We start from the raw sequence: 23,583 nt of genomic DNA on the forward strand, positions 1-23,583 counted from the left end.
CTGCTGAGTGAATTTTCCTTATCGTGTGAAGGATTGGTAAAGGTCTGTACCCGTGGCGAGGGGATTTATCCCCGATGGGCTGCGAAGCAGCCCCACAACCTCAGGTTTCATATATTCAGGCACACCGCATTCTCTGGATTTGGGCCTGCTGCGCAGGCCATCGGGGATAAATCCCCTCGCCACACAGGGACCCCGGACAGATCCGCGGGGTAGAGCCATTGCCAGAGCAATACCACCAAACCCCAGGGCATGACGATGCACCAATGCTGTGCAATACTCGGCGCCTTTTTCTGTGGCGAGTATTCCTACGTAAACCAGCTAATGCCTCTCCGAAAACCCCACTTTTACCGAGAGTTGTCGCTGAATGTTGTGGTTTATAGAGTGAAAACGCCTGCAGAAGGCTTTTTATACTGCACGCCCCGCTGATCTTGAAGGTTTGTCCTGCAAGACGCGTCTGCCCACGAAGCAGGCGCGGTTTCCTGCCAGCCAAGGCCTATCGGCCGACGCTTCGATACTCGGTGGTCATATCCAATAACAAGACGAGGTTGTATCCCTATGCCAGTTGGCAATCACCTGCCTCACGGCGAAACCGCTCAGGGCGGTCCGCTCAAACGCGAACTCGGCGAACGGCATATTCGCCTGATGGCACTCGGTGCCTGTATCGGCGTCGGTCTGTTTTTAGGTTCGGCCAAGGCCATCGAAATGGCTGGCCCGGCGATCATGCTCTCCTACATTCTTGGCGGGCTGGCGATCCTGGTGATCATGCGCGCCCTCGGCGAGATGGCTGTGCATAACCCGGTGGCCGGTTCGTTCAGTCGCTACGCACAAGACTACCTCGGCCCATTGGCGGGCTTTCTCACCGGCTGGAACTATTGGTTCCTGTGGCTGGTGACCTGCGTGGCGGAAATCACCGCCGTGGCCGTGTACATGGGCGTCTGGTTCCCCGACGTACCGCGCTGGATCTGGGCGCTAGCGGCGCTGGTCAGCATGGGCTCGATCAACCTGATCGCAGTGAAAGCCTTCGGTGAGTTCGAGTTCTGGTTCGCCCTGATCAAGATCGTCACCATCATTGCCATGGTGATTGGTGGCGTCGGCATTATCGCTTTCGGTTTCGGCAACGATGGCGTGGCACTGGGGATTTCCAACCTGTGGGCCCACGGCGGGTTCATGCCCAACGGCATTCAGGGCGTGTTGATGTCCCTGCAAATGGTCATGTTCGCCTACCTCGGCGTCGAAATGATCGGCCTGACCGCCGGTGAGGCGAAGAACCCGCAGAAGACCATCCCCAACGCGATCGGCTCGGTGTTCTGGCGGATTCTGCTGTTTTACGTCGGCGCCTTGTTCGTGATTCTGTCGATCTACCCGTGGAATGAAATCGGCACCCAGGGCAGTCCGTTTGTGATGACCTTCGAACGTCTGGGCATCAAGACGGCCGCCGGCATCATCAACTTCGTGGTGATCACCGCTGCATTGTCGTCCTGCAACGGCGGCATTTTCAGCACCGGGCGCATGCTCTACAGCCTGGCGCAAAATGGTCAGGCCCCGGCCGGTTTCGCCAAGACGTCGAACAACGGTGTGCCGCGTCGTGCGCTGCTGCTGTCGATTTTTGCGCTGCTGCTGGGTGTGCTGCTCAACTATCTGGTGCCGGAAAAAGTCTTCGTCTGGGTAACCTCGATCGCCACCTTCGGCGCGATCTGGACCTGGGTGATGATCCTGCTGGCGCAACTGAAATTCCGCAAAGGCCTGAGTGCCAGCGAACGTGCCGGCCTCAAATACAAGATGTGGCTGTACCCGGTCAGTTCGTACTTTGCCCTGGCGTTCCTGGTGCTGGTGGTCGGCCTGATGGCGTACTTCCCGGACACGCGCATTGCCCTGTACGTGGGCCCTGTGTTCCTGGTGCTGCTGACCGTGTTGTTCTACGTGTTCAAGCTGCAACCGACCAACGCGGCGCAAGGCGCGGTGCGTTCGGTTTCGTAGTTTGCAGAGGCTGAAACAGCAAAGCCCCGGTCGAGAGATCGGGGCTTTTTTGTGGGTGATACCCGGTCGCGGGGCGGGTAAAGCAGGCATGACCGTTGGTCGGAATCACCCGCCTACCTGTAATTTCTGACAGTAGACCGGCCCATCCCCTTGGCCTAGCTTGAAAGCCCGGCAAGTGGCAACGGCAAGGAACGGGCATGAAAGGATTTTCCGCAACGAGCGTGATCGGCGTGGCCGATGCACTTATCCACTGGCAAATATTCTTCGTGCTCCGCACTGCGGTTGGCCTTGATCAGGCGGCCAGCAATTTTGCGGCGTTCTGTGTGGCCGCGGCATTCTCGTTTTACGTGAATGCGCTTTATACGTTCGAGCGAGAAACGTCGGTGTTCGTCTACCTGATGTTTATCGGCCTGATGGGGGCCGTGAGTTTCGGCGTGGGCGTGATTGCTGATGCCCGTAATCTTCCCGGGCTAGTGACCGTGGCTTCGTTTTCGTTGCTGAATATCTTGTTCGGGTACTGCTTTTTCCGTTTTGTATTGTTTCGTGAGCGTCAGACATGAACGTATCACTGACGGATTACCCCCTGACGTCCGAGTCTTGCGTGACTTCACTGCCCTTCGTAGTCGATCTGGACGGAACCCTCCTCAAGTCCGATTTGCTGTTCGAATGCGCAATGGCCTTTATCCGCAGTAAGCCGTCCCAATGTCTGAAACCTTTGGCCTGGCTCAGTCATGGCAAGGCGTATTTGAAAGAGCAATTGGCGCAATCGACGGAAATCGATGTCGCCACGCTGCCCTACGATCCCGACGTACTCTGGATGATTGAGGGGCAACGCAAAAGCGGCCGGAAAATAGTCTTGGCCACGGCCAGCCATTATTCATTGGCAGTACGCATTGCTGAACACCTGAAGGTGTTCGATGAGGTGTTGGGGACCACCCTTGAGCGCAACCTGTCGGGAATGCACAAACGTGATGTGCTGGTCACGCTGTACGGTGAAGGAGGGTTCGACTACGTCGGTAATTCGTTAGACGATCTGCCGATATGGCGCTCGGCCAGGCAAGCCTATGTGGTCAATCCGTTAGCGGGTGTCGAGCATGCCACTCGGCACTTGGGCAACGTTGTCCAGGTGATTCGCTCTGACACGACCAGCTTCAGAAGTTGGTACAAAGCCTTGCGCATTCATCAATGGGTGAAGAACGCGCTCATTTTTGTCCCTCTGCTCGCCGCCCATCAACTGGCCAACCCGCTGCCGCTGTGGCACGGCGTGCTGGCTTTCGTATTTTTCGGGTTGTGTGCATCGGGTGTGTACATCCTGAATGACCTGCTCGACCTTGCCGATGATCGCAAGCATCCGACCAAGCGCCATCGACCGTTCGCCAGTGGATCTTTGTCGATCAAGTCCGGATTGATGGTTTTTCCTTTGCTGTTGCTGGTGTCCTTTACTGGCGCCTGGTTTTGCCTGCCTCGGGCATTCGTCGCGGTGCTCGCCTGTTACTACGCACTGACGCTGGTTTATTCACTGGTGTTGAAGCGACTGATGGCGCTCGACGTGATTGCCCTGGCCCTGCTTTACACCCTGCGCGTCATTGCCGGTGGCGCCGCTTTTGAGCTCGAATTGACGGGCTGGATGCTGGCCTTCTCCATGTTCATGTTTTTGAGTCTGGCGCTGGTCAAGCGTTATGCCGAACTGTTAGTGGCGCTGCACAGCGGGATCACCGGGAAAACCGGTGGCCGCGATTACTTTCCCGCCGATCTGGCGATGCTCTCTTCATTGGGTGCAGCGTCCGGTTATCTCGCCGTCATGGTGCTGGCGCTTTACATCCATGACAGCGCGACCACTGCGCTCTATGCACATCCTCGATGGATCTGGCTGGCATGCCCCGTATTGTTGCTCTGGATCACCCGGATCTGGCTACTCACCCATCGCGGCCGAATGAATGACGACCCGGTGGTGTTCGCATTGCGCGATCGTTTGAGTCTGGCGATGGGCGCGGTGTTTACGCTGATTTTCTGGGTGGCGGCATGAAGCCGGCACTGACCTCTTGGGGAGCCTACCCCGATGCACCGCAAACCGGCCATCCCTGCCACTGGCAAACTGACGTGGAGCTGCAGTGGCAGCAGTTGATCGAGGCCCACGGCAGCACGTTGCCGTTCGGAAATGGCCGCAGCTATGGCGACAGCTGTCTGGCCGTCAGTGATCATGTGTTGCAGTTACGTCCCTTGAGTCGCTTCATCGAGGCTGACTGGGAGAACGGTGAGATCTGCGCCGAGGCCGGGGTGACCCTGGGCGAGATTCTGCAACTGGCCATCCCGCACGGCTGGTTTTTGCAAGTTACGCCCGGGACGCGGCATGTGACGCTGGGCGGAGCGGTGGCCAATGATGTGCACGGCAAAAACCATCACCGGTGCGGGACGTTTGCTCATTCGGTGGTGAGTTTCGGTCTGCACCGGTCCCAGCAATCGCCCATGGTCTGTTCGCCAACGGAGAATCCCCAATGGTACGCCGCCACAATCGGTGGACTGGGCCTGACCGGCGTCATCACTTGGGTGAACCTTCGCTTGCGCAAGGTCCAGACCAGCCTGATCGACACCACGCGGGTGCGCTTTGACGGGCTGGATGACTTTTTTGCCCTGTCGGCCGAAATGGATGCCCGGCACGAATACAGCGTTGCATGGATCGACTGTCTGGCCAGTGGCAGTGCGCAAGGGCGCGGTGTCTTTACCGCCGGGGATCATTGCGAAACGGGTGCGCTTCAGGCCGCAGTGCCGCGTTCGCTGCACATGCCGATCCGGCCTCCGGTGTCGCTGATCAATCCGCTCACTTTGAAACTGTTCAACCGTCAATACTGGAACCGGCAACCGACAACCCGACAATTTCGGACGGTCGCCTACAGCCCGTTTTTCTATCCATTGGATCGAATCGAGCACTGGAACCATATATACGGACGCAAAGGCTTCCAGCAGTTTCAGTGTGTTTTGCCGAGCGCGGTGGCGCAGGCGGCATTGGCCGAACTGCTCAAGTCCATCGCCCGCAGCGGTGCCGGCTCCTTTCTCGCGGTGCTCAAACGTTGTGGCGATATGGCTTCCCCCGGGCTGCTGTCCTTTCCAATGCCGGGCATCTCACTGGCACTGGATTTCCCGCAGAACAGTGCCCTGACAAAAAAACTTCTGCCGCGTCTCGACGCCATCGTCCGCGAAGCGCATGGCCGTTTGTACCCGGCCAAGGACGCACATATGAGCGGCAGCGATTTTCGCCAGGCCTATCCCGCCTGGGAGCAAGTGGAAGCAATGCGCGACCCGGCCCTGATTTCCCGTTTCTGGCAGCGAGTCATCCGATGAAAAAAATACTCATTGTGGGCGCTACATCGGCCATCGCCAGTGCGTGCGCACGACTTTGGGCGGCTGAATGCAGCGAGTTTTTTCTCGTCGCCAGGGATGGGCAAAAGCTGCAGCAAACCTGCGCTGACCTGCAAGCCCGAGGTGCTAGAGCGGTAACTCCCTATGAGATGGATGTCAGCGATACTGCCGGGCACGCCGTCATGTTCGAGCGCTGTATGGCAGCGTTGCAGACGGTGGATATCTGTCTGATTGCCTATGGCTCCTTGCCGAATCAACGCGAGTGCGAACAAAGCGTTGAGGTAGCCTTAAGGGAGTTCGCCAACAACGGCAGTTCGGTGATAGCCCTGTTGACGCTGTTGGCTAACCGCATGGCCGCTCAGCATCGCGGCACCCTGGCGGTGATTTCCTCGGTGGCCGGGGATCGCGGACGTCCTTCCAACTATCTGTACGGCGCAGCCAAAGCCGCAGTTACCGCATTTTGCGAAGGCTTGCGCGCGCGCTTGTTCAAATCGGGTGTGCATGTGATCACCATCAAACCCGGTTTCGTCGATACACCGATGACCCGTGGGCTGGCGCTACCGGCGTTGCTGGTGGCGCAACCGGATAGCGTCGCGCAACGCATCGTCGCGGGTATCGAGCGCAAGGCGGCGGTACTTTATGTGCCCGGATTCTGGGCGTGGATCATGGGGTTGATTCGGGCCATACCGCAGCCGATTTTCAAGAGGCTGAATCTATGAGCCAGGCGCTGATGCTCTCCGGGTGGCGCTATCGGGTTCTGATCGGTTCGGTGGTCTGTTCCGCCCTTGCATATCTGGCCGTTTCCCTGTGGGGCGGGTGGCCGGCCGTGAGCGCGGCCCTCAGTCGGGTGGGCTGGGGGGAGGGAGGGCAAATCGTCGGGCTGGTGCTACTCGGCTACGGTCTGCGTTTTTTGCGCTGGCAGGTCTACCTCAATGCCTTGCGCCATCCGCTGCCCTGGTGGCCAAGTCTGAAAATCTATCTGGCGGGATTCGCCCTGACCACCACCCCCGGCAAGGCAGGCGAGGCGTTGCGCGGAGTTTTGCTCAAGCGTTGGGATGTGCCGTATCCACACAGTTTTGCCGCACTGTTCAGTGAACGCCTGTCGGACTTGATGGCAATGGTGGCATTGGCCCTGTTCGGATTGAGCGCGCATCCCGAATGGTTTTCGATGATCTTTGCCTGTCTGGTGCTGTTGGTGTGCGGCGTATTGCTGGTATCCCGACCAGCACTTGTCGGTGCTCTTGATCGACGGGTCGATCAAAGGAACGGTTGGTTTCCCCGTTTGTTGCGTCATGTCGTTCAAGTGTTGCACCAGTCCCATAGTTGCCACACCCCACGCCGCCAGATTGGCGCGACGCTTTTGAGTGTTCTGGCCTGGGGGCTGGAAGCGCTGGCGTTTTACTGGATTCTCAATGCCATGGGTGCGGATGTGCCTCTGACGTCCGCGATGTTCATTTATGCCGTTGCCATGTTGGCCGGTGCCTTGAGTTTCATGCCTGGCGGGTTGGGCAGTGCCGAAGCGGTGATGGTGGCGTTGCTGGTATCGGGCGGCGTGGCATTGCCTGATGCGATTGCGGCGACGGTTTTGTTGCGGTTGGTGACGTTGTGGCTGGCGGTGGGGTTGGGGGCTGTGATGCTTGCCTATAGCAAGCAATGACGGTTCCACACGCGGACATTAACTATGGATAGTCGGAGCGGCCATGTTTTCAAAACGAAGTAAACAGCTATTTAACAAATACACCCTGTTGTTGCTCATTGTTGCGCTTGGCACCGTGTTGCGTAGCTATGATTTGTTTGGGAAAAGCTTGTGGTTTGACGAAGTGTTCAGCGTCAACGTAAGTGATCCGAATCACAGCCTGAGTGAAGTTTTTCATGTGACGGTCGAAGATGTTCATCCTCCCTTCTACCAGATTCTGCTTTGGCTTGTTTTTCATGTTTTCGATTACGGAGAACGTGTGGGGCGGGTACTTTCGGTTGTTTTTGGCGTGGCACTGCTTCCAGCAATATATTGCCTGGGACAAAAACTTTTCAATGAGCGCGTTGGCACAATTGCAGCGCTGTTGAGTGCGGTTAACTTTATTTTTATTGCGGCGGCTAGAGATACAAGATCCTATAGCCTATTGGTTTTTTTGGCAGTGATGTCATTTTTGTTTTTTCTCAGGCTGATCGAAAAAAAGAATGCTCCGGCAGTAGTGGTTTATGCGGTTTTTGCATCGATGCTAGTAAATACTCATTATTTTGGCTTCTTTATGGTAATGACTCAGTTTGTTCTATTGTTTTATTTTTCGATGCGGGCGGGTGTCGATAAACGCCTGCTTATTTCAGGTGGTGCTGCCGGGTTAATCATTTTGTTCTCGTTAATTCCCTTGTTTTCTTATGTGTTGATCAATCTCAGGAGGACTGACACATGGATACAAAAACCGAACGAAGATTTTCTAATAGAAATTTTTGTTCTGCTGTTCGGGGATCTGTCAGTGGTATTGCTCTGTGGGATGTTTATGGTGTTTGCACTAGCCAAACTTTTTGTGCAGGCAGACAAGAGTGATTCGTTAAAGGTGTTGATGCTCTGGTGGTTTTTAGGTTTTACAATGGCGTGGCTTCGGTCATTGTTTTATACGCCAATATTGTCACCCAGAAACATGATTGTCTTTATGCCGGTCATTATAGTGCTTGTGTCCTTTGGCTTTAATCTCGTGCGTGAGAATTTTGTTCGGTGGCTGTTGCTGGGGTTTGTTTGTGTGATGTCAGTGTCTTCTTATCTGGCGAGTCCTGAGTATAGTAAGCTGCGAATTGAGCATGATCTCCGGTCGCCAGTGAAGAAGATAATCGAGGATGCTAGAAATATCCCTGTATATGGTGATTCGGTTTATTCTGATTATTTAAAGATTCTGGGTTCGCCTGTTCGTGCTGCTCCCTATGAAAAATTGTTGGCTGAAATAAAAGAACATAGTACGCCACACTGTTTTTACATACTGGATATCGATCGGCTTCGCGATTATTCCGATCAGTTGGATGTGATGGTCGTAGAAAAGGTGGAATATCAGAAAACTTCGATTGCATTGCTCAAATCAAACGGGACGCAGGGGTGTGAGCCAGGCGCATTGACTTACAAATAAGTCAATGCGCCTGTTTACTTGTTTCTCAAAATTTGAAAGCAGGGAACTGGCGCCAAATCTGCCATCAGTGGCGCCAGTGTGCTTTCAAGCAGCCACCACTTCCTGCGGCTCAAAACTATCCGCCCGCGCCATCTGCCACATCCGCGAATAGAACTCTCCGTTCACTTCCCCGGTGAGCAATTCCCCCGGCTTCAAAAACACATGCAACTGCGAGAACAGCTTGATCTCGGTCGCCGACATGCGTCGTACCAGATGCTTGGCCGACAGTTGCGATGGATGGTCCAGCCCGGCCGCCGCGAGCATTTCAGCCAGGGCCTTCAACGTGTTGCGGTGGAAGTTGAATACCCGCTGCGCTTTGTCCGGCACGACCAGTGCGCGTTGGCGCAACGCATCCTGAGTGGCGACGCCGGTCGGGCATTTATTGGTGTGGCAGCTTTGCGACTGGATGCAGCCGATGGCGAACATGAAGCCGCGCGCGGAGTTGGCCCAGTCTGCGCCGATGGCCAGCACGCTGGCGATGTCAAAGGCGCTGACGATCTTGCCGCTGGCGCCGAGTTTGATCTTGTCGCGCAGGTTCAGGCCGACCAGGGTGTTGTGGACGAACAGCAGGCCTTCGCGCATCGGCACGCCGATGTGGTCGGTGAATTCCACCGGCGCGGCGCCGGTGCCGCCTTCCTTGCCATCGACCACGATGAAGTCCGGCAGGATACCGGTTTCCAGCATGGCTTTGGCGATGCCCATGAACTCCCACGGATGGCCGAGGCAGAACTTGAAGCCCACCGGTTTGCCGCCGGACAGTTCACGCAATTGCTGGATGAAATGCATCATCTCCAGCGGCGTGGAAAACGCGCTGTGGCGGGATGGCGAGACGCAGTCTTCGCCCATCATGATGCCGCGGGTTTCGGCGATTTCCTTGGTCACTTTGTGCTTGGGCAGAATCCCGCCATGGCCCGGTTTGGCACCTTGGCTCATCTTGATTTCGATCATGCGGACTTGCGGATTCTGCGCCTGAACGGCGAAGCGTTCCGGGTCGAAACGGCCGTCGCTGGTGCGGCAGCCGAAGTAGCCGCTGCCCAGCTCCCAGGTCAGGTCGCCGCCGTGTTCGCGGTGATACGGGCTGATGCTGCCTTCGCCGGTGTCGTGGGCAAAGTTGCCGAGTTTCGCACCCTGGTTCAACGCGCGAATGGCGTTGGCGCTGAGCGAACCGAAGCTCATCGCCGAAATATTGAACACCGAGGCCGAGTACGGCTGAGTGCACTGCGGGCCGCCGACGGTGACGCGGAAACTGCTCGGGTCGCTCAACGGCGCCGGGCGCATCGAGTGGCCGATGAATTCGAAGCCGGACTGATAGACATCGATCAGCGTGCCGAACGGCTTGTCGGCGCTTTCATTCTTCGCCCGCGAATACACCAGCGAACGCTGGGCGCGGGAGAAGGGCAGGGCGTCGCTGTCGGACTCCAGCAGGTACTGGCGGATCTCCGGGCGGATGCCTTCGACCAGATAACGGATGTTGCCGAGGATCGGGTAATTGCGCCGCACCGCGTGCGGACTTTGCAGCAGGTCGAATATACCGATCAGGCTCAATACGCCGGTCACAGCGGTGATTGGCCACAGCCAGTCGTGTTCGAGAAAAGGCAGGCTGGCGAGGGTGAAAATCACGCAGACGGCAAAGAAGGCGTAGCGGCTCAGGAGTGACAGGCTCATACGGTTTCCTTGGGTTCGGACTCGGGTTTTAAAGATCGTAGCCTGCGGCAGTCCTACAGTTAGATGCATGGCTTGCCCCTTTAGGAGCTGCCGAAGGCTGCGATCTTTTCAGGCGTTTTGTGCCTGGAGAAATATCGAAAACAACTCGGACTGGGACTTGATCCCGAGCTTGCTGTACATGTGTTTCTTATGGACTTTCACGGTTTCTACAGAGATTTCCAGCTTACGAGCGATTTCTTTGCTCGAGCAACCGCTGAGCATCAAGCGGCCGACATCCAGTTCCCGGGCGGTCAGTTGCGCGCCCTTGAGTTGTTGCACCGAAGCTTCCAGTTGCACCCGCCAATCCGCCGGAGCAGGTGAGGCCGCGAGGGACACGGTTTCATTGATTTCGTAAGGCAGACGCTGGCGCAACAAGCCTAATACCCACGGCTGAATCAGCGACAACAGCGCGATCTGTTCAACTGTAAAACGCTGTTTGCTGCCCAGCGACAGGCACAACGTGCGTTCACCCTGGAGCTGACAATTGAACTGGATTTCGTCGGCCACCACATTCAGACGAAAGTATCGCTGGTAATACTCGGTCAGCTCGAAATGCTCCGGTGCCACTTCCGAGAGGCGATACAACCCGGTGCGCGATTGCTCGCGGCAGGCGATGTAGAACGGGTCGAGCAGGTACAGACCGCGCAGATAATCCTGGAACAACTGATCAGGGCTACCGTCTTCACCAGGGCATTCGGCAAAGACTTGCGGGTGCTGATCGGCGCTGAACAGCAACGCCACCCAGCTATCGAACGGCACGTACTGATCGAGAAGACGCACCAGTTGTGCCCAGAAATTCGGCTTGTCCAGCGCATCGATCAATTGCCCGACGGCGCGGTGCCAGGTGATGTCGTCAAACGAAAGTGTCATCGATCTACCCCTATCGGGTTACCCCGGCCGCGTGATTCCCTGGCCGGTTGCTTGCTGCGCATACTGGCCCACAGACAGGCACCGGGCAATCTTTCAGCGCCCGGCACACAAAACAAGGATCACAGATGAAAGTCGAACTCGCCCAACTGGCGGGCCGTGACAATGGCACTGCCTACAACCTCCAGCGCGCCCTGGCGGCAATTGCGGCTTGTGCAGCCGACACGCAACTGATCGTGTTTCCGGAAACCCACCTGATGGGTTTCCCGACCGCCGACACCGTCGCACAAACATCTGAACCGGTGGATGGCCCGACCGTCAGCGCGGTGCTGGCCGCCGCCCGCGAACGCAACATCGCTGTGGTGATCGGCATGGCCGAGAACGACAACGGGCGCTTCTACAACACCACGCTGCTGATCACCCCTGATGGCATCGCCCTGAAATATCGCAAGACGCATCTGTGGGCGTCGGATCGCGGTGTGTTCGAGGCCGGTGACCGTTATGCGACCTGCGTGTGGAACGGTGTGCGGGTGGGGCTGCTGATCTGCTACGACATCGAATTCCCGGAAACGGCCCGGGCTCTTGCACAGCTCGGCGCTGACCTGCTGATTGTCACCAACGGCAACATGGACCCGTACGGCCCGACTCACCGCACCGCGATCATGGCACGCGCGCAGGAGAATCAGGCGTTCGCGTTGATGGTCAATCGGGTGGAAGCAGGGGATGACGGTTTGATGTTTGCCGGCGGCAGCGCGCTGGTGGATCCGCTTGGGACTTTGCTGTTTGAGGCGGGGCGTGAAGAAGGACAGTTCACGGTTGAGCTGGATTTCAGCCAGTTGCAGATTGCGCGCAGGGATTACCGCTATCTGGATGATCAGCGGTTGAAATTGCCGGGGGAGGTGGTGGTGCGGTCTTCGGGTGTTCGGGAGTTGTTGATTCCTGCCGGTTAACCGCTGCTCTCACCCTAACCCTCTCCCGGTGGGAGAGGGGACTGACCGAGTCGCTTTTTCGAAGTACACCGACCTGAGATATCCAGCCGAACTCGGGGCTTGAAAGCGACAAAAATCTGCCCCCTTTCCCCCTCGCCCCCCCTGGGGGAGAGGGCTGGGGTGAGGGGGAAAGATCTCAAGTCGTACAAATATTTCAGTCACACCAAAACAACAAAACAAACCCGCAACATTCGCCGAACTCGGCTCTGCCATAAATCCAATAATATTTCGGAGTAAGTCGCCCATGGCTCGTTTGCAACGCACCCTTTCGCTAGGGTCGGTGGTGCTGTTCGGCATCGCCTACATGACGCCGATCATCGTCCTCGGCACCTTCGGCATCCTCGCGCAATCCACCGCTGGCATGGTGCCCGCCGCGTATCTGGCGGCGCTGGTCGCCATGTTCTTCACCGCCATGAGCTACGGTCGCATGGCCGCCGCGTTCCCGGTCGCCGGCTCTGCTTATAGCTACGTGCGCAAGGCCATCAGCCCGAAACTCGGCTTTATCGCCGGTTGGGCGGTGCTGCTCGATTATCTGTTTCTGCCAATGGCAATCTGGCTGATCGGCGCCGCTTATCTGACCTCGGCATTCCCGTCGATCCCGCAATGGATCTGGGTACTGGCGTTCATCGGCATCACCAGCGCGATCAACATCGTCGGCCTGAAACTGGCCAACGGCATTAACGCCTTGCTGATGCTGGTGCAGTTTCTGGTGCTGATCGCCTTCGTCGCCCTGTGCGTGCACTACATCGGTGGCGACGCGAGTACGCCGCTTTGGTCGATCAAACCGTTCTTCAACGGCGACATGCAGATGCCACTGATCATGAGCGGCGCGGCCATCGCCTGTTATTCGTTTCTGGGCTTCGACGCGGTCAGCACCCTCACGGAAGAAACCCGCGATCCGCGCCGCACCATTCCTCGCGCGATCATGTTGATCACCCTGATCGGCGGGCTGATCTTCGTCGGTGTGTCTTACTTTGTGCAGATCGCCCACCCGTCGTTCCAGTTCGACAGCGTCGACTCGGCGGCTTATGAAATCGCGCGCAATATCGGCGGCGACCTGTTCGTCTCGATCTTCCTCATCGGCCTGATTGTCGGCCAGTTCGCCTCGGGGCTTTCGGCGCAGGCCAGTGGTTCGCGACTGCTGTTTGCCATGGGTCGCGACGGGGTGTTGCCGAAATCCTTCTTCGGCACGCTGCACGCGCGCTTTGGCACGCCGGTCAACAGCATCCTGCTCTGCGCAGTGGTGGCTTTGCTGGCGCTGAAACTCGACGTGACGACGTCCACCTCGTTCATCAACTTCGGCGCGTTTCTCGCGTTCAGTCTGGTGAATCTGTCGGTGATTTTTCACTACTGGATCGGCGGCGAAAAAAAGGGCCTGCGTGAGCTGGTGCTGTTTCTGGTTTTCCCGCTCATTGGTCTGGTCGCGGACTTGTGGTTGATGGTCAGCCTCGATCATCTGGCGGTCTGGCTCGGCCTGAGCTGGCTGGCGATTGGCGTGGTGTATCTGGCGGTGCTGACCGGTGGTTTCCGTCGCCAGCCACCGGAAATGGATTTCCAGGAAGCCAGCTGAGGCGCCTTCAGGCAGCGGGTCGGCTCTGGCGCATCGGCAGTTCGACACGAAATGTGGTGCCCACATCCAGCTCGCTGCGCACCGATATGTTTCCGCCGTGTTTTTTCACGATGCCGTAAGACAGGGATAAGCCAAGCCCGGTCCCTTCACCGACGGGTTTGGTGGTGAAGAAGGGGTCGAAGATTTTTTGCAGGGTGTCCGGCGCGATGCCCGATCCGGTGTCGGCGACTTCAACCCAGGCGGTGTCTTGCGCTTGCCCGGTGCGCAAAGTGATGGTGCCACGCTCCGGCCCCATGGCCTGGGTGGCGTTGACTATCAGGTTCATGATCACCTGATTGATTTGTGAGGGCAGACACTCGATATCCGGCAATGCCTGATACTCCTTGATCACGTCGGCCTTGTATTTGAGTTCGCTGGCGACGATGTTCAGGGTCGATTCGATGCCTTGCTGCAGATTGGCCCACTGCCACTGCTGATTGGAATCGACCCGGGAGAAATCCTTCAGATCCTTGACGATCTGCCCGACGCGACCGATGCCCTCCTTGGATTCGCGGATCAGCACGGGAATGTCTTCAAGCATAAAATCCAGTTCGACCTCTGTGCGCAATTGCGCCAGCCGTGTCACAGCTTCGCTGTCCGCGGCGTTATCGAGCGTCTGGCAGGCATCAAGCACAGTCAGCAATTGTTTGAAGTAGCCGTCCAGCGTGCCGAGGTTGGAGGAAATGAAGCCAATCGGGTTATTGATTTCATGGGCCACGCCCGCTGCCAATTGCCCGAGTGAGGCGAGTTTTTCCGACTGCACCAACTGACTTTCCAATTGCTTGCGCTCGTCGATCTCTCGCTGCAGTTCTTCGCTGGCCTGCTTGAACTGCGCGGTGCGCTGATCCACCAGATGTTCCAGTTGGTGCATTTGCAGTGAGGCTCGTTCAGTCATCTGCCATTTGGTCAGCAGGGTGTTAGCCATCTGCTGCACTTCGATGTTGTCGAACGGCTTCTTCAGGATCAGCAGCCGATCATGGGCGTGCAGACGTTCCAGCAGTTCGTCCCAGGAATAATCCGAATACGCGGTACAGACCACCACTTGCAACTGCGGATCCTGTTGCCACAGGTGCTCGATGGTTTTCGCGCCGTCCCAGCCATCGGGCATGCGCATATCGACGAAAGCCAGCGCGTAGGGACGTTGTTCCTGCATGGCCTGAACCAGTTTGCCCAGACCTTCTTCACCGCCGTAGGCAGAGTCCAGCTCGAACAAGGGGCGCAGGGGGCGGGCCTCGGTGCCGAACAGCGCGGTCTCCATTTCGTCCAGCTCCACCGAGTGTGGCGCCGCCGGAGCGAGAATCTTGCGAAAGTCCTCATGAATCGACGGCATGTCGTCGATCAGCAGAATGCGACGGTTCGAAAGCTCGCTCATGCGTTCTCCGTGACGCTGACCAGAGGAATTTGCAGGGTGAATAACGCACCCTTGCCCGGTCCGTCGCTGTGCGCGGTGAGGTGGCCGTTCATCTCGATGGCCGCCAGGGCACAGCTGTGCAGGCCGAAACCGTGGCCCTCCTTGCGAGTGGTGAAGCCATGGGCAAAGATCCGCGTCATGTTCTCCGGCGCGATGCCCTCGCCATCGTCCCTGACGCTGATTTCGAGGAAGTCTTCCTCCACGACTTTTACCCCCAGTGTCATGTTGCGTGGGCGGTTGCTGAGGTCGGACATCGCGTATTTGGCATTGCTGATGAGGTTGATCAGGATCAGCAGCAAACGGTGTTTGTCGGCCATCACCTGGGGCACGTCGGCGTATTCCTTGACCACCGTAACGTGATGTCGGGTCAGTGCCCCGGCGTTCATGCGCAGGGCATCCTCGAGCAGTTCGTTGATAAACAGCGGCTCGGTCATGCTGTTGGCCCCAGCGTAGGACTGCTGGGTGGCGACGATGTCCTTGATGTGGTCGACGCTTTTGTTCATCTGGTTCAATTCGTCGACCATTTCCTGCTGTTCCAGGGCGATCGCGCCGACCAGTTGATTGAGGTAACCGGGCAGCAATTTGCCCTTGGCATCCTCGTTGAGAAAATGGCCAAGATCGTGCGGATGCTCGTTGATCAATTGCATCGCCTTGCCCAATCCCTGCGTCTTGCTGGCACGCAGCTTTCGCGCGATCAGGTCGGAAGAAATGTTCACGCTGTTGAGCACATTGCCAACGTTGTGCAGCACATTGGTCGCGATTTCCGCCATGCCGGCCTGACGCGCAGCGTCGAGCAGTTCGCGCTGGGCATTCTTGAGTTCGCGGGTGCGTTCCTCGACCCGTTGCTCCAGTGCATCGTTAGCGGTTTGCAGAGCCGTGTTGACTCGGTTGATCTCGGCGAAGCTGCGGATGAGGCGAACGGTCAGCCAGATCAATGACAGCATCAGCAGCACGGCGAACAGCAACAGGTAAAAGTGGTATTGCCTCTCGATGACGTCGACCCGCTGCTGATCCCGGTCAAGCATGGTGGTGATGGTGTCCAGACGCTCGGCCACGGGAACGGCTTCGATGCTTTCCAGCAACTGATTGACCAGCGGCTGCTCGCGCGCAATCAGCTTGATGTGATTGCTCATGATCCTGATCGGCGCCTGAAAATCCTCGGGCAGGCGTTGTGCATTCACCGCCAGTTTGTTCAGCCCGACCTCAATGTCGGCGGCCTTTTCAGCGGAGGTGACCTGGGAGAACTCCAGAGCACTGAGCAGCAGGTCGTAGGTGTCGGTGATGATGTTCTGCAACTGAAGTTTGTCGAAATCAGACAGGTTGGCCAGTTGCGCGTGGATATCGTCTTCGGCCGTCGGCAGGAACGCCAGAGAGTTGCGCAACAAGGCGTTGTGCGATTTGAACTGTTCCACCAGCCGGATTTTTTCCTGCGTCGCTTGCCGGTAGCCCTCGTGGGCGACGCTCCATTGCGCCGAGTCATTGCGACCATGGCCGGATTCCAGAGAATCGAAGCGCTGCCACAGTCGAGTCATTTCGTTCATGGGCGAGACCAGTGGGTCGTAGTTGTACGAGATCGCCACCCTGGCTTTGAGCACCTCATTTTCCCACAGGGCGTTCTGCTGTTTGATCTGCCGGATCAAATCCCGAGACTCGGTGTAGGTCATGGTCTGTTCGGTTCTGGACTTGAGGTAAAGAAACAACAGCGTCGAGGCCAGCACGACAACCACCAGTGTGAGCAACAGCAGGCTGCCGCGACGTGAGATGGTGTTCATGGCTTGCCCTCCCATTGGCCGGTCAGGGTCTTGAGAAACAGGATGATCAGTGTTTTGTCCTCTTCGCTGGGCATGCGCCCCAACTGGTACTGGAACATCGCGTCCACGGCCCGTTCGAGGGTGGGCGCCGAGCCGTCGTGAAAGTACGGCGCAGTGAGCGCGACATTGCGCAGACTCGGCACTTTGAACACGGCACGATCGGCTTCGTCGCCGGTGACATTGAAGCGCCCCTGATCGGCTCCGGTCGGGTTGCCGCGATCGGCGATGTAGTCGCCGAACACGCCAAATTTCTGGAACATGTTGCCGCCGATGTTCACCCCTTGATGGCAGGCAATGCAGCCGTATTCCTTGAAGCGCTGGTAGCCGTACTTTTCCTCCAGGGTCAGGATGTCGGTGTTGCCCAACAGGTATTGATCGAAGCGGGAGTCGGGCGTCAGCAAGGTGCGTTCGAAGGTGGCCAGCGCTTGCTGGATATTGGCCTTGGTCACGCCGTTCGGGTAACTGGCGGCGAAGTCCCGCTGATAATCGGCGTCTTTGGCGATGCGCTCGACCACAGTGTTCCAGTCGCTACCCATCTCATGCGGGCTGGTGATGACAACGTTGGTCTGCTCCTCCAGCGTCTCGGTGCGGCCGTCCCAGAACTGGCGGAAGTTCAGGGCGGCGTTGAACACTGTCGGCGTGTTGAAGGCCACCGGTTTGCCGTCGAAACCCAGTGAAAAGGCACGGCTGTCGGCACCGTTCTTGTCCAGTTGGTGGCAACTGGCGCACGACAGCGTGTTGTTGATCGACAGTCGTGGCTCGTGGAATAACCGGCGACCGAGTTCAACCCGCCGGGCATCCTGTTGCACCACCGGCGGCAAGGGTTTGAGCGGCTCGTTCAGCGGTTCCGCATGAGGGCTGGCACAGAGTCCGCAGAGGGCCAATACGATGGCGTGGCGCAAAAAGCTCATGGGTAAACGTCTTCCAGACTTGAGGCCGGTGTCGGGCTGTTCATCACACCGTCCATGGCGCGGGGCCTGCGCCGGCGAGCAAATGTGCAAACGCATCGGGCGGCAGGGCTTTGCTGAAGTAGTAGCCCTGGCCTTCTTCGCAATGTTGGGTCTTGAGAAAAGCCAGTTGCTCGGCGGTTTCGATGCCCTCGGCGATGACGTTCAACCGCAAGCTCTTGCCCAGGCTGATAATGGCGCTAACGAGGGCGGCGTCGTTGCTGTCGTTGCTCAGGCCGCGAATGAACGACTGATCGATCTTCAGTACATCAATGGGAAACCGGCGCAGGTAGCTCAGGCTTGAATAACCGGTGCCGAAGTCATCGATGGCCAGTCGTGTCCCCAGCGACTTCAGGCGATTGAGCACGGTCATCGTCGCCTCGACGTTCTGCATCAGGACGCCTTCGGTGATTTCCAGCTCCAGCCAATCGGCGGCCAGACCGCTTTGCTCGAGTATCCGCTCGACGTTTTCGACGAAGTCACGCTGGCGAAAGTCGATGGGCGAAATGTTCACCGACATGCGGATGGTCGGCAGTCCCGCGACTTGCCACGCCCGGGTCTGGCGACAGGCCTCGCCCAGCACCCATTGGCTTAGCGGCACGATCAGCTTGCTGTCCTCGGCCACCGGAATGAAGTCCGAAGGATAGACCAGGCCGTGGCCCGGTTTCTGCCAGCGCACCAATGCCTCGGCACCCACCACTCTGGCACTGCGCAGATCGATTTTCGGTTGGTAGTGCAAGACGAATTCCTGCTGTTGCAAGGCCCGGCGAATGCCCGACTCGATGCTCTGCTGTTCGCGGGCGCGCTGGTTCATCGCATCGATGAAGAAACCGATGTTGTCGGGGCCGTTGTCCTTGAAGTTGCGCATCGCGGTTTCGGCCTTTTTGATCAACTCGATGGCCTCGAGGCCGTCATCGGGATAGACGCTGATGCCCAGGCAGGCGGTAACGCTGATGTCATGACCGGCAATCGTCTGCGGCAGGCGGATGGCGGCGAGCACTTTTTCGGCAATGCCACGGGTTTGCTGGGGATGGCTGATGTCGCTGAGAATCACCACGAACTCGTCGCCACCGTAACGAAAGACCGAGTCTGACTCACGGACGCACTGCAACAGTTGCTGGCCGACCCGTTTGAGCATCTCGTCGCCCGCCGGATGGCCCAGTGCATTGTTGATGCGCTTGAACCGATCCAGGCCGAGGAACATCACCACCAGTTGCTTGTCATGGCGCCGGCAGACGGCCATCGCATGGCTCAGGCGATCACCGAGCAGGGTGCTGTTGGGCAGACCTGTGAGGGTGTCGTATTGCAGCAGGTGCGAGACTTTCAGCAGTTCATGCACCCGCGCCTCGATGCTTTGCTCAAGGCCGAGCATCTTCAGCGCTGCGTCCTGGGCCAGTTGCCATTTCCACGTCAGGGCGCTGGCCATCTGGCGGATTTCCAGACTGTCGAACGGCTTTTTCAGGATCAGCAACTGGTCGCCGAACTCCAGGCGTTCAGCCATGGCTTCCCAGCTGTAGTCGCTATAGGCCGTGCACAAGGCAATTTGCAGGTTCGGATCGACGCGCCACAGTTGCTCGATGGTTTCCAGACCGTCCCAGCCGGGCGGCATGCGCATGTCTATGAAGGCGAGGGCGTACGGGTTGCCCTCGGCGAGCGCGCGTTGAACCAGCGCCAACCCTTCCTGACCCTGGTAGGCGGAGTCGAGCTGGAAGGTCAGATGCGTCGTCAGACGGGTGCCGAACAGCGTCTGTTCCAGCTGATTCAGATCTGCATCGTCCGGCGATTGTGGGGCGAGGATCTTGCGGAAGTCGTCGTGAATCGCCGGTGTGTCATCGATGATCAGGATGCGCCGATTGGTTTGTGCGAATGCTGCGCTCATTCTTCACCCTCCTGCGGGTCCGCCGCCTTGTATCCGTCTCTGAGCAGTTGGCCAGCCTCCTCGGCGCTGACCGCCTCGATGAAGTAGAGCCCCTGCGCACTGGGCAGGGGACTGACCGTGGACGGCGCGAAATGCTGTTCGGGCTTGGGCGGACCTTCGGCGATGATGCCAATGTCCAGATCCCGGGCGAAGTTGACGATGGCGCGCAGCGCATTGGCGCCGGCCGCATCCTGGGCTGCGCTGTCGATGAAGCGCTGGGCGAGTTTGAGGTGATTGACCCGGTAGGTTTTCAGGTAATCGAACGAGGAGTATTCGGTGCCGAAATCATCGATGGCAATGGTCACGCCCAGTTCACGCAGACGCGGCAATGCGTCGTTGTGAGTCCACTTGGTCTGGGCCAGTGTGGCCTCGGTGACATCGAAACGCAGGTCCCAGGGCGCGAGTTCCCATCGTGCGGTGGTGCGCAGAACGTCGTAGATCAGCTCGTGACCACTCTTGAGTTGGGCCAGAGAAAGCTTGATCGCAATCACCGGTGGTGCCACGCCTTCGTCGCGCCAGATCTGCATCTGGCGGCAGGCGCGATCCAGCACCCAGCGCCCCAGAGGAATGATCGCGCCGGTTCTTTCCGCTGCCGGTACGAAGGCGCTGGCCGGCAACAGGCCGAGGCGTGGGTGCTGCCAGAGGACTTGCGCCTCCATGCCCAGAATCCTGCCACTGTGCAGGTCCATCTCCGGTGCGTAATGCAGCCTCAACTCATCCCCTTCGAGGGCCGTCATCAATTCGCTGACAATGGTCATGCGTTCCGCCACTTCCCGGGAGATCTCCTCTGAGTGGAAGTGGTACTGGTTGCGGCCCATTTCCTTGGCGCGGTACAGCGCCATGTCGGCCTGCCCCAGCAGGCTGTCGGCGTCGAGGCTGACGGCGCTGTAACTGCTGATGCCGATGCTGACCGAGATGTGCAGGGCATTGCCGGCCAGGTTGTAGGGGGCCAGCAGTGTGTCGCGGATATGGGTGGCCATGGCGGCCGATTGGGTCGGGTCGCTGACGTCCAGTTGCAGAATCGCGAACTCGTCGCCGCCCAGACGCGCCACGATGTCGTTTTCGCGCACGCTGGATCTGATGCGCCGGGCGACTTCCTGCAACAGCAGATCGCCGATCGGATGCCCCAAGGTGTCATTGATGCGCTTGAAGTGATCCAGATCCAGGTAAAACACCGCGAACGGCATGGCGCCACGGCGCGCGGCGGCGAACGCCTGGTGCAGGCGCTCGATCAGCGTGGCGCGGTTGGTAAGCCCCGTCAGGCCGTCGGAGCGGGCCAGCAACGCCAGTTTGTCCTCGACCAGACGGCGCTCGGTAATGTCCAGAATGATGCCCTCGACTTCAAGCAGCCGGCCGTCATGATCGCGTACCGGTATGTAGCGGTTTTCTACCCACCGCCAGGTGCCCTGGCCGGTGCGCAGACGAAACTCGATGGTTGCGCCCGACGCGTGCCGATCCAGTACCCGGGCCATGGCCGCATCGACGTTGGCCTGATCATCAGGATGAATCAGTGCCTGCGCCCAGTTCGGTGAGCCCACCAGATCCGCCGCGACATGGCCGTAGCGAGTGATGTTGTGGGAGATATACATCAAGGCAAACGACGGGTCGCCGCGCAGTCGATACAGGATGGTCGGGCTGTTCTGCACGATCATATTGGCGTCGGACAGTTCCCGGGTGCGCGCCTGAACCGCCTGTTCCAGCAGGTTCATTTTCAGCGCGGCGTCTTCAGTCATTTGCCATTTGACCGTCAGGGCGCTGGCCATCTGGCGGATCTCGATCGCATCGAAGGGCTTTTTCAGAATCAGCAGGCGGTCGTTCAGCGCCAGGCGCCGGTCGATGTCTTCCCAGGAATAGTCGGAATAGGCCGTGCAGAGGGCGACCTGCAACTTGGGGTCGACTTGCCACAGCCGTTCGATGGTCTCAAGCCCGTCCCAGCCCGGCGGCATACGCATGTCGATAAAGGCCATGGCATAGGGGCGATTGTCGGCCAGCGCGGCTTTGAGCTTGTCCAGCGCTTCACGGCCCTGAAACGCCGAGTCCAGTTCGAAATGCGGGGTCCGTACCGCAGACGGGGTGCCAAACAGCAGGCTTTCGGTCTCACCCAGGCCGTCGTCCGCCGGGGTGGCGGGGCAGAGAATCTTGGCGAAGTCGCCATGGATCGCCGGGCTGTCATCGACGATCAGCACACGTCGATTGACGAGCGCGGGGGGCAGGTTCATGCCGCACCGACCATGGGGTCATATGGTGTTGTCATCGGGAGCATCCGTTTCCCTCGGCACAGGCCTGTTCGAAGACCGACGGAGTCGTTCAACCTATTGAGCATAGTTGGCGTCCCGTTACTTCGCATGCGCATTCGCGCCGAAGATTTGCGTGAAGGCTGCCAAAAATCATCTAGCCTTTGACTCAGGCGCGGGCCAGCGAGGCGGTCGGCCCGTTGCGTCGTTTGCCCCTGTAATGCTTGAGGTCACGCCATGGAAGAGCAAACCGCCCCGCCGCAGCCGCACCGTCCCAAAGTGTTGCTGGTCGATGACGAGGAATCGATCCTCAACAGCTTGCGCCGCCTGTTGCGGGGCCAGCCCTATGATGTCCTGCTGGCGACCAGCGGTGCCCAGGCACTGGAAATGTTGGCGCAGCAGCCGGTGGACCTGGTGATGAGCGATGCCCGCATGCCCACTATGGACGGCGCCTCGTTGCTGGCCCAAGTCCGCGAACGCCATCCGGCGACCGTGCGCATCATGCTTACCGGCTATGCCGACCCGTCCGCCATCATCAAGGCGATCAATGACGGGCAGATTCACCGTTACATCAGCAAACCGTGGAATGACGAAGAGTTGCTGCTGATCCTGCGTCAATCCCTTGAGCATCAACACTCCGAGCAGGAACGCCAGCGCCTGGAGCGCTTGACCCGGGTGCAGAACGATCAGCTCAAGCTGCTCAACAGCACCCTGGAAAAACATGTCGCCTCGCGCACCGCCGAACTGCAACAGACCGCCGACATGCTCGATCTGGCGTACGAAGAGCTCAAACACAGTTATGTCACCGGCACTGAGGTGTTTTCGCTGCTGGCCAACCTGCGCTTGCCCCCGGCCAAACAGACCAACCGGCAGATCATCGAATTGGTGCGCAGTTACTGCACACAACATGGTCTGGATGAAGCCACCAGCCGCGACCTGACCATGGCCGCGGCGCTCTACAACATCGGCAAGCTGAGCTGGACCGACGGCATGATGACGACGCCATCGGATCTGCTGCGCCATAACGATCGCGAGCGTTATCGCGCTTATCCAAAGCAGAGCGAATCACTGCTGATGACCCTGGACCCGATGAAGGATGCCGCACGGCTGATCCTGCATCACCAGGAGCGTTGGGACGGCAGCGGCTTTCCCGACCGGCTCAAGGGTGAGGCGATTCCATTCGGTTCACGCTTGCTGAAACTGGCGGTGGACTTCGTCGAGTTGCAACGCGGTTTGATCCTCGAGCGGCAGATGAACAGCGATGAAGCGCTGCTGTACCTGCGTCAGTACGCCGGGCGACTGTACGATCCGGAACTAGTCGAAGACTTCATTCAGGTGTGTGCGGCCTTCCTCAGCGACGTCACCTTGGCCGACCCTACGGTCAAAGTGCTGAGCACGCGGGATCTGGCGGCAGGGATGATTCTGGCGCGCAATCTCAATGCCGATAACGGCATGTTGTTGCTCAATGCCGGCAAGGTTCTCAGCGGCCTGTTGGTGGAAAAGCTGATTGCCTTTGAGGCCATGGAAGGCGGCCAATACAAGATTTTCGTCAAGGTGCCCGAGGAGGTTCAGGCGGCGCTCAACGCCCAGAGTGGATGATCGGT

At 58.5% G+C, this 23,583-nt stretch carries 17 protein-coding genes; 10 read left to right on the forward strand and 7 right to left on the reverse strand.

Features of this window, described 5'->3' with window-relative positions:
* Positions 1–555 precede the first annotated feature (555 nt).
* The 7 genes from ACIOVB_RS07815 to ACIOVB_RS07845 all read left to right on the forward strand — a co-directional run bounded on the left by ACIOVB_RS07815 (position 556) and on the right by ACIOVB_RS07845 (position 8,450).
* Positions 556–1,977: an amino acid permease gene (locus tag ACIOVB_RS07815; protein WP_401266415.1), complete on the forward strand. Its 1,422-nt coding sequence runs from the start codon at positions 556–558 to the stop codon at positions 1,975–1,977.
* A gap of 197 nt (positions 1,978–2,174) precedes the next feature.
* Positions 2,175–2,537 (forward strand): GtrA family protein, encoded by a 363-nt coding sequence (locus tag ACIOVB_RS07820; RefSeq protein WP_187680211.1) that lies wholly within the window; start codon positions 2,175–2,177, stop codon positions 2,535–2,537.
* Entirely contained in the window at positions 2,534–4,003 is a 1,470-nt protein-coding gene (locus tag ACIOVB_RS07825) for a UbiA family prenyltransferase (protein WP_401266418.1), read from the forward strand. Before ACIOVB_RS07820 ends, ACIOVB_RS07825 begins: the two co-directional genes overlap by 4 nt.
* The gene (locus tag ACIOVB_RS07830; protein ID WP_401266421.1) at positions 4,000–5,316 is read left to right on the forward strand and encodes an FAD-dependent oxidoreductase; all 1,317 of its coding nucleotides are present in this window, start codon (positions 4,000–4,002) and stop codon (positions 5,314–5,316) included. The genes ACIOVB_RS07825 and ACIOVB_RS07830 overlap by 4 nt, the downstream gene beginning before the upstream one ends.
* On the forward strand, positions 5,313–6,053 hold the full coding sequence (locus ACIOVB_RS07835; RefSeq protein WP_401266424.1) for an SDR family oxidoreductase: 741 nt from the start codon (positions 5,313–5,315) through the stop codon (positions 6,051–6,053). The genes ACIOVB_RS07830 and ACIOVB_RS07835 overlap by 4 nt, the downstream gene beginning before the upstream one ends.
* A complete protein-coding gene (locus ACIOVB_RS07840) occupies positions 6,050–6,991 on the forward strand; it encodes a YbhN family protein (protein ID WP_401266427.1) in 942 nt (313 codons plus the stop codon). Before ACIOVB_RS07835 ends, ACIOVB_RS07840 begins: the two co-directional genes overlap by 4 nt.
* Positions 6,992–7,034: 43 nt before the next feature.
* A complete protein-coding gene (locus tag ACIOVB_RS07845; RefSeq protein ID WP_401266429.1) occupies positions 7,035–8,450 on the forward strand; it encodes a glycosyltransferase family 39 protein in 1,416 nt (471 codons plus the stop codon).
* A gap of 84 nt (positions 8,451–8,534) precedes the next feature.
* Here ACIOVB_RS07845 and ACIOVB_RS07850 read toward each other — a convergent pair whose 3' ends face one another.
* The gene (locus ACIOVB_RS07850) at positions 8,535–10,154 is read right to left on the reverse strand and encodes an FMN-binding glutamate synthase family protein (RefSeq protein WP_401266432.1); all 1,620 of its coding nucleotides are present in this window, start codon (positions 10,152–10,154) and stop codon (positions 8,535–8,537) included.
* 108 nt (positions 10,155–10,262) lie between these two features.
* A complete protein-coding gene (locus ACIOVB_RS07855; protein WP_187680203.1) occupies positions 10,263–11,063 on the reverse strand; it encodes a LuxR C-terminal-related transcriptional regulator in 801 nt (266 codons plus the stop codon).
* Between the two features lie 125 nt (positions 11,064–11,188).
* On the opposite strand from ACIOVB_RS07855, the gene ACIOVB_RS07860 reads away from it, so the two are divergent.
* Both ACIOVB_RS07860 and ACIOVB_RS07865 read left to right on the forward strand, forming a co-directional pair.
* Positions 11,189–12,010, forward strand: a complete 822-nt coding sequence (locus ACIOVB_RS07860; protein WP_401266435.1) for a carbon-nitrogen hydrolase family protein — start codon at positions 11,189–11,191, stop codon at positions 12,008–12,010.
* A gap of 283 nt (positions 12,011–12,293) precedes the next feature.
* Positions 12,294–13,619 carry an APC family permease gene (locus ACIOVB_RS07865; protein WP_401266438.1) on the forward strand — a complete coding sequence of 442 codons (1,326 nt, stop codon included), beginning with the start codon at positions 12,294–12,296 and terminating at the stop codon, positions 13,617–13,619.
* Between the two features lie 7 nt (positions 13,620–13,626).
* On the opposite strand, the gene ACIOVB_RS07870 is transcribed toward ACIOVB_RS07865, so the two are convergent.
* The 5 genes from ACIOVB_RS07870 to ACIOVB_RS07890 are packed head-to-tail and all read right to left on the reverse strand — an operon-like array spanning position 13,627 to position 21,964.
* Positions 13,627–15,030, reverse strand: a complete 1,404-nt coding sequence (locus ACIOVB_RS07870; RefSeq protein WP_401266441.1) for an ATP-binding protein — start codon at positions 15,028–15,030, stop codon at positions 13,627–13,629.
* A complete protein-coding gene (locus ACIOVB_RS07875; RefSeq protein WP_401266444.1) occupies positions 15,027–16,841 on the reverse strand; it encodes a DAHL domain-containing protein in 1,815 nt (604 codons plus the stop codon). The genes ACIOVB_RS07870 and ACIOVB_RS07875 overlap by 4 nt, the downstream gene beginning before the upstream one ends.
* Entirely contained in the window at positions 16,838–17,791 is a 954-nt protein-coding gene (locus ACIOVB_RS07880) for a cytochrome-c peroxidase (protein WP_187680199.1), read from the reverse strand. The genes ACIOVB_RS07875 and ACIOVB_RS07880 overlap by 4 nt, the downstream gene beginning before the upstream one ends.
* A 43-nt stretch (positions 17,792–17,834) precedes the next feature.
* Positions 17,835–19,706, reverse strand: a complete 1,872-nt coding sequence (locus ACIOVB_RS07885; RefSeq protein ID WP_187680198.1) for a bifunctional diguanylate cyclase/phosphodiesterase — start codon at positions 19,704–19,706, stop codon at positions 17,835–17,837.
* A complete protein-coding gene (locus ACIOVB_RS07890) occupies positions 19,703–21,964 on the reverse strand; it encodes an EAL domain-containing protein (protein WP_401266447.1) in 2,262 nt (753 codons plus the stop codon). Before ACIOVB_RS07890 ends, ACIOVB_RS07885 begins: the two co-directional genes overlap by 4 nt.
* A gap of 252 nt (positions 21,965–22,216) precedes the next feature.
* On the opposite strand from ACIOVB_RS07890, the gene ACIOVB_RS07895 reads away from it, so the two are divergent.
* Positions 22,217–23,578: an HD domain-containing phosphohydrolase gene (locus ACIOVB_RS07895; RefSeq protein WP_401266449.1), complete on the forward strand. Its 1,362-nt coding sequence runs from the start codon at positions 22,217–22,219 to the stop codon at positions 23,576–23,578.
* The last annotated feature ends 5 nt before the right edge of the window (positions 23,579–23,583 follow it).

It is taken from the genome of Pseudomonas sp. NPDC087639 (assembly GCF_044743385.1).
In the GTDB taxonomy this organism is placed as follows: Bacteria; Pseudomonadota; Gammaproteobacteria; order Pseudomonadales; family Pseudomonadaceae; genus Aquipseudomonas.

What these genes read in the sequence shown, in the direction of transcription:
- ACIOVB_RS07815 (WP_401266415.1), top strand. Translation starts at nt 556, where the DNA reads ATGCCAGTTGGCAATCACCTGCCTCACGGCGAAACCGCTCAGGGCGGT.
- ACIOVB_RS07820 (WP_187680211.1), top strand. Translation starts at nt 2,175, where the DNA reads ATGAAAGGATTTTCCGCAACGAGCGTGATCGGCGTGGCCGATGCACTT.
- ACIOVB_RS07825 (WP_401266418.1), top strand. Translation starts at nt 2,534, where the DNA reads ATGAACGTATCACTGACGGATTACCCCCTGACGTCCGAGTCTTGCGTG.
- ACIOVB_RS07830 (WP_401266421.1), top strand. Translation starts at nt 4,000, where the DNA reads ATGAAGCCGGCACTGACCTCTTGGGGAGCCTACCCCGATGCACCGCAA.
- ACIOVB_RS07835 (WP_401266424.1), top strand. Translation starts at nt 5,313, where the DNA reads ATGAAAAAAATACTCATTGTGGGCGCTACATCGGCCATCGCCAGTGCG.
- ACIOVB_RS07840 (WP_401266427.1), top strand. Translation starts at nt 6,050, where the DNA reads ATGAGCCAGGCGCTGATGCTCTCCGGGTGGCGCTATCGGGTTCTGATC.
- ACIOVB_RS07845 (WP_401266429.1), top strand. Translation starts at nt 7,035, where the DNA reads ATGTTTTCAAAACGAAGTAAACAGCTATTTAACAAATACACCCTGTTG.
- ACIOVB_RS07850 (WP_401266432.1), bottom strand. Translation starts at nt 10,154, where the DNA reads ATGAGCCTGTCACTCCTGAGCCGCTACGCCTTCTTTGCCGTCTGCGTG.
- ACIOVB_RS07855 (WP_187680203.1), bottom strand. Translation starts at nt 11,063, where the DNA reads ATGACACTTTCGTTTGACGACATCACCTGGCACCGCGCCGTCGGGCAA.
- ACIOVB_RS07860 (WP_401266435.1), top strand. Translation starts at nt 11,189, where the DNA reads ATGAAAGTCGAACTCGCCCAACTGGCGGGCCGTGACAATGGCACTGCC.
- ACIOVB_RS07865 (WP_401266438.1), top strand. Translation starts at nt 12,294, where the DNA reads ATGGCTCGTTTGCAACGCACCCTTTCGCTAGGGTCGGTGGTGCTGTTC.
- ACIOVB_RS07870 (WP_401266441.1), bottom strand. Translation starts at nt 15,030, where the DNA reads ATGAGCGAGCTTTCGAACCGTCGCATTCTGCTGATCGACGACATGCCG.
- ACIOVB_RS07875 (WP_401266444.1), bottom strand. Translation starts at nt 16,841, where the DNA reads ATGAACACCATCTCACGTCGCGGCAGCCTGCTGTTGCTCACACTGGTG.
- ACIOVB_RS07880 (WP_187680199.1), bottom strand. Translation starts at nt 17,791, where the DNA reads ATGAGCTTTTTGCGCCACGCCATCGTATTGGCCCTCTGCGGACTCTGT.
- ACIOVB_RS07885 (WP_187680198.1), bottom strand. Translation starts at nt 19,706, where the DNA reads ATGAGCGCAGCATTCGCACAAACCAATCGGCGCATCCTGATCATCGAT.
- ACIOVB_RS07890 (WP_401266447.1), bottom strand. Translation starts at nt 21,964, where the DNA reads ATGAACCTGCCCCCCGCGCTCGTCAATCGACGTGTGCTGATCGTCGAT.
- ACIOVB_RS07895 (WP_401266449.1), top strand. Translation starts at nt 22,217, where the DNA reads ATGGAAGAGCAAACCGCCCCGCCGCAGCCGCACCGTCCCAAAGTGTTG.